We start from the raw sequence: 6,368 nt of genomic DNA on the forward strand, positions 1-6,368 counted from the left end.
AAGGTTCGGTGATTGTTATTAATAATCGTGATTTGCAAAGTAAATATCAGGTTGCACTATATATCCGTTTATCCAGAGAGGATGGGGATAAGGAAGAAAGTAATTCGGTCACGAATCAGAAAAGTATGCTAAGCAGGTATGTTGAAGAGCATGAGGATTTGTCGGTGTGTGATCTCTATGTCGATGATGGATATACCGGTACTAATTTCAATCGTCCAGGCTTTCAACGTATGCTAAGCGACATAAGGAAGACATTGATTAACTGTGTATTGGTGAAGGATTTATCCAGATTTGGTAGAGACTATATCGAGTCTGGACATTATATTGAGAGGTATTTTGTTGATTATAATATCCGATTTATCGCTATAAATGATAATATCGATAGCTTATATTCCGAGTATGATTTGATTATGCCGATTAAAAATGTGTTTAACCAACAATATGCACTCGATATCTCTAATAAGGTACAATCTGCGTTTAAAGCAAAGCAGAGGGAAGGGGAGTTTATCGGTGCATTTCCGTGTTATGGTTATAATAGAAGTGTTGCTGACAAGCATCAACTGGTGATTGATGAATATGCATCGGAAGTGGTGCGACGAATATTTAGGCTTTATTCTGGAGGTATGGGAAAATTAAGAATTGCCAAGCAGCTTAACGATGAGGGTGTTTTGTGCCCCAGTGAATATAAGATAGAAAACGGTATGAACTATCATAATAGTAAGAAGATGATCAGTACAAATTATTGGACATATTCAACCATCCACCATATCTTGAATAACCAAATGTATCTCGGTGATATGGTTCAGGGAAAAACAAGGCGTCGCATGAAAGGAAAGGCGAAGTATTTGCCCAAAGAGCAATGGATTATCGTGAAAGAAAAGCATCCCCCAATTATTGATCAGGAGTTGTGGGTGAAGGTTCAGATTGAAAGTAAGAGGTATGTAAGAAATATAGATTTTAATCAGAATATAGGAGTCTTTGCCGGTTTTTTAAGGTGTGGTGATTGCGGAAGAGCCTTAGCAAAAAACGCTACCAACGGACAGATCCACTATGTTTGCGGAAGCTATAAGAATTATGGAAAAGAAAGCTGTTCCTCTCACCGGATCGATCAAAGCGTATTGGAAGCTATAATTTTGGACGATCTGAACCATATTATTGAAAGGTTACTTGAAGGTAATGAAGAAATTCTTAAAATTATGGTTAATCAGTCAAAGCCCATTGACCAAAAGTCACCGGATAAGGAGATTGAGATGTTAGAGGAAGAAATCAAGAAGCTTACCTCGAAAAAGAAGAAATCTTATGAGGACTATCTTGATGATCTTATTAATCGAGAGGAATATGCCCAGTACAAGAATTCCTGTGAAAAGAAAATGAAACATTTTGAGGAGCAGAAAAGATTTTGGACTGAATATGAAGAAAAGACGCTGGAATATGATTACCCCATATGGATAAAACAGCTTTTAGAACATCAAAGAGTGGATAAGTTAGATCGAATTGTGATAAACGAAATGATTGATACGATCTACATATATGAGGATCGTTCCATGAGGATTATCTATAATTTTGAAGTGATGTGATTGATTCAAATAAGCGTTGATGATTTATAAAGCAAATGATTTTTGTTAATAACGATGATTTATTATGGAGTGAATTATGAACAGTGAATACAGAAGCATCTAAATATTATGGGAATAATTATATCGGAATCAAATTAATTAGTAAAAATACATGATATGAGAATAGAGAAATCATAAGATTAACAGAACAAGTTATAGATTTATAGATTTTTTGAACATACTTGGTAGAATATATCCTATTTGCTTACAATGGGAATTATGATACTATTAATACAGGTATATTCACAGTCGATTGTACAAAATAAGCAGGACTGATGAAAGTGGACGAACAAAAGAAACCGATGATGGGGGAGGCTATAATGAAACTGTTTCACATATCTGATTTACATATCGGAAAGCAATTGCATTATTATAACTTAAAAGATAACCAGGTAGAAATACTTGGTCAAATTGTTCAAAAAGCAAAGGAGTATCAGCCTTCAGTAATACTGATAGCCGGTGATATTTATGACAGATCAGTGCCCTCCGCAGAAGCGTATGGAATCTTTGATGGTTTTTTAAATGATCTGTCTGAAATCAACCCAAGCATACCGATTCTGATTATAGCTGGGAATCATGATTCGGCAGAGCGCTTAAATTATGCCAGTTCATTTTTGGAAAAACACAATATATTTATCTCAACGATGCCTCCGCAAAAGGAGGGGGAATATCTGAAAAAAGTAACTATGCAGGATGAATATGGAACAGTAAACTTCTATCTGCTCCCCTTTGTAAAGCCGGGTTATGTCAGGCACCTGTTTGAGGATGGAGTGGTTACAAGTTACGACACAGCAATCCAGGCATTGATTGATCGTGAGAATATTAACTATGAAGAGAGAAATGTTTTAATCTCTCACCAATTCTATAAATCTGGTGAAGTAGCTCCTGAAACCTGTGAATCGGAACAAGTATACATATCGGTGGGTGGAATTGATAGTGTGGATATAGCTTCGGTGAAGGAATTTGATTATGTTGCACTTGGACATTTGCACGGTGCACAGCAAATCGGAGAAAAACATATTCGCTATAGCGGCACTCCATTAAAGTATTCAACCAGTGAGGAGAAGCATAAAAAATCCATTACGATGGTTACGCTTAACGATAAAAAGGAAGAGGTAATAATTGAACAGATACCTTTATTAGCTGCACAGGACGTTAGAAAAGTAAAGGGAAGTGTCAGAGAGATTATATCACAGGCAAAAGAGCAAAATTGCCATGATTATATTAGCATTACTTTAACGGATGAGGAAGATATCTTTAAACCAAAGGATCAGTTGGAGGAGCATTATGATCATATCCTTGAGATTAAGGTGGAAAACAGCAGAACGAGGGCACAACTTGAGGATAAAACTGGTGAAGCAAGTGTACTTGACCCATATGAGGCATTTCGGGAGTTCTACAGGGAGATGCAAAATGTTCCGATGAATGAGGAAGAGGAAAAGATTATGGCGGATGTAATAAATACGGTAAAGGGGGTGGACTAGCATGAAGCCCATTTACATAAAAATGTCTGCGTTCGGTTCCTATGCCGGAGTGGAAGTGGTAGATTTTACAGATGTGGATCATGGTATCTTTTTGATTACCGGTGATACCGGAGCAGGCAAGACAACAATATTTGATGCAATTACATATGCTCTGTACGATGAGACAAGTGGTGGAAAACGTGATGGCGAGATGATGAGAAGTCAGTATGCGGATGAGGACACCAGAACCTTTGTGGAGCTGAAATTCATTTACAATGGAGAAATTTACACGATTACCAGATACCCACGACAGAACCGTATCAGTAAAAGGAAGAATAAGGACGGAGAATACACTATGACGGTGGATCAACCAAGTGTAGAGTTGATTATGCCGGATGGAATGCCGTTCCGTGGAAAAATCAAAGAGACAAACCAGAAGATTGTGGATATCATCGGACTTGACCGAAATCAGTTTACGCAGATTGCTATGATTGCGCAGGGGGATTTCCTGAAGCTGTTACATGCTCCGTCTAAGGAGAGAAAAGAAATCTTCTCTAAGATATTTAATACTAAAATCTACTGGCGTATTGAAGAAGAGTTGAAGACCCGTGCAAAATCGGTGTACATACAACTTGAAGATAATAAAAAAGATATTATTCGGGAAATGGATAATGTTCAAACAATTCCGGGGAGCTCGTATGAGTCCGAATGGGAGGGCGTACCTCGCTTTCGTGAAACGGAATCGGACAAGCTATTAGATATCGTAAAGCTGATCATAGAGGAAGCAAAACAGAAGGAAGAGGAACTTAACCTCACAATCAAGACGAAGCAGAAGGAACTTGACTATATTAATTCCTCCCTACAGCAGGCGGAGGATACGAATAAGCTATTTGATATCGTGGATAAATTGAATAAATCAAAACAGGAACTAGATTTTATAAAGGAAGAGATGGAACTTGTTAAGGCACGTATTGAGTTTGCGAAAAAAGCGTCCAAGATAGAAGCTAAGGAAGAAATCTATCTTGCAAAGAAAAAGGAATATCAGGCCTGTGAAAACAGATTAGCAGAGAGCGTTAGCTGGCTTAATAATAACCAAGAGATACTGCAACGGTATAAGAATCAATTAGAGGAAATGGAACTTGAATTTCGAAAGAAACAGCCGGAATTATCCGCAAAGGTTATTACGATTAAGGATGTACTGCCTAAATACGAACAATACGAGTCAAAGAACGCATTAAAAGAGAATTTATCAGGGAAGCTAACCGTTGCGAAAAGCCAACTTAAGCAGTTGATTCATCAAATCGATCAGACAAAACAGAAGCAGATAAATCTTGCGCAGGAACAAGAGGAGTTGAAACGATACTCTGAACAATTAATACAGATAACACAATCAGTTGAAAAGTTAACACAGCAGCAAAAATCATTGGAGGGAATTTATAAATCCATTCAATTAGTTCAGGAATTAAGGATATCCAATAAAAAAGCAGAAGAGTTATATAACACTGCGATGAAGGTATATGAAGAAAAAAATCATGCGTATGAGATGCTTTACCGTAGTTTTATTGAAGGGCAAGCCGGTATATTGGCATCTACTTTGATGGAAGGAACGCCCTGTCCGGTATGCGGTTCTACCGAACATCCGGTGATCGCTGATATCACACATGGTGTGGTGAGCCAAGATGAATTGGAACGCTCGAAGAAAGCAATGGATGAAGCAAACCGCATTGTGAAGGTTAGATACGACGAATATCAACGTGCAAAACAAAAATATGAAGGGGAAAAGCAGCTTTGTGAATACGAGGGTAAGCGAGTATATGATGAATCCTTTGATGTCGATACCTATTCATATGAAGATTTACTTAGCACAATGAAGGCATGTGCAGAGAAATTAAAAGATGAGTCATCCCTTAAAGGGAAAGCGTTATCAGCAAAGGAAAGGTACGATCAAAACGAAAAGGATGGCAAGGGATTACAAAATGTACTGGAAGGTTATTTACAGCAAAAGGACAGGGATGAAATTACAGAAAAGGAACTTGAAATTGCGTATGCAGAGGTAGAAACGACCTTGGCAGCACTTAAGGAATCCCTTATATATAGTAATAAACAGGAGGCTTTGGCTGAGATTGCAGCTACTGATAACCAGATCTCTCGGATGGATGAAAACCTGCAGAATATTCATAAAAAGTATCAGAAATTATTTAATGAAACCACCGAACAGCAGGGGAAGCTAAAAACAGAAAAAGAGACCTTGATAAGAATAACGGCGGAACAGGAAAAAGCAAGAGAAGCATTTGTAAACGAGTTGGAAAATCAGGGCTTTACGAAGGAGACAACTTACCAATCAGCGAAGCTGGGGCACCAGGAGATTGAAACATTAACCGCCTCTTATGATGTTTATCGTGAGAAAGTACTTAAGAATGAAGCGAATCTTAAAAGTTACACGGAGCAGACAGTAGGTAAGTCCAGAGTGAATACGGAGGAGATGCTGCTTAGTCGTAGTTCCCTGCAATTGATAAAAACCGGACTGGAAGAGGAAAGTAAATCTGTGTATGGCATTCGCACCAGGGATGAATCTATATTAAGTCAAGTGATTAGACTGCAGGAAAGAAGAAAAAGTTTACTCGAAAATTATGGTAATATAAGTAGGTTAGAATCAACTGCGAACGGTAGACTTAGCCAGTGTCATATGAACTTTCAAACCTATATCCAGAGAAAGTATTTTAATTATGTTATAAGAGAAGCGAATAAACGTCTTTATGTAATGTCCAATAATCAGTTTATATTACAATGTAGGGATGTGAAGGATCTTGCTGGTCAGGGAGAGGTAGGTCTGGATCTGGATGTGTATAGTATGATTAATGACCAGACAAGAGATGTTAAGACATTATCCGGTGGAGAGTCCTTTATTGCGGCGTTAGCAATGGCGCTTGGAATGGCAGATATTATTCAAAATTCCGCAGGTATGATACATATTGATACGATGTTTATAGATGAAGGATTTGGTTCATTAAGTGATGACACCAGAATGCAGGCAATTAGAATACTTAGCGAGCTTACTGGGGGGAAACGACTGGTTGGAATTATCTCACATGTATCTGAATTGAAAGCACAAATTGGCACCAAATTAATGGTAACAAAAAGTGAAAAGGGCAGCAGGGTAAAATGGGAGAAAGGCGATTGACATATTATAGGCAGTAATGTGATTTATACTAGTATAATTACAGAGTCTAATAAAAAACCACTTGATTATATATCTATATTCCGACTTCAACGCAATACACGTAATACG

The 6,368-nt window shown here is 37.8% G+C and carries 3 protein-coding genes; all 3 read left to right on the top strand.

The window, feature by feature from the left end; translation table 11 throughout:
• The first annotated feature begins 8 nt into the window (after positions 1 to 8).
• The 3 genes from AC6IWN_RS03470 (at position 9) to AC6IWN_RS03480 (ending at position 6,260) form a co-directional block, all read left to right on the top strand.
• Positions 9 to 1,577, top strand: a complete 1,569-nt coding sequence (locus AC6IWN_RS03470; RefSeq protein ID WP_497990982.1) for a recombinase family protein — start codon at positions 9 to 11, stop codon at positions 1,575 to 1,577.
• A gap of 359 nt (positions 1,578 to 1,936) precedes the next feature.
• The gene (locus AC6IWN_RS03475; protein ID WP_497990983.1) at positions 1,937 to 3,100 is read left to right on the top strand and encodes an exonuclease SbcCD subunit D; all 1,164 of its coding nucleotides are present in this window, start codon (positions 1,937 to 1,939) and stop codon (positions 3,098 to 3,100) included.
• 1 nt (position 3,101) lies between these two features.
• Positions 3,102 to 6,260 carry an AAA family ATPase gene (locus AC6IWN_RS03480; RefSeq protein ID WP_497990984.1) on the top strand — a complete coding sequence of 1,053 codons (3,159 nt, stop codon included), beginning with the start codon at positions 3,102 to 3,104 and terminating at the stop codon, positions 6,258 to 6,260.
• Positions 6,261 to 6,368 lie beyond the last annotated feature (108 nt).

This window comes from Variimorphobacter sp. HTMS_6, assembly GCF_059717775.1.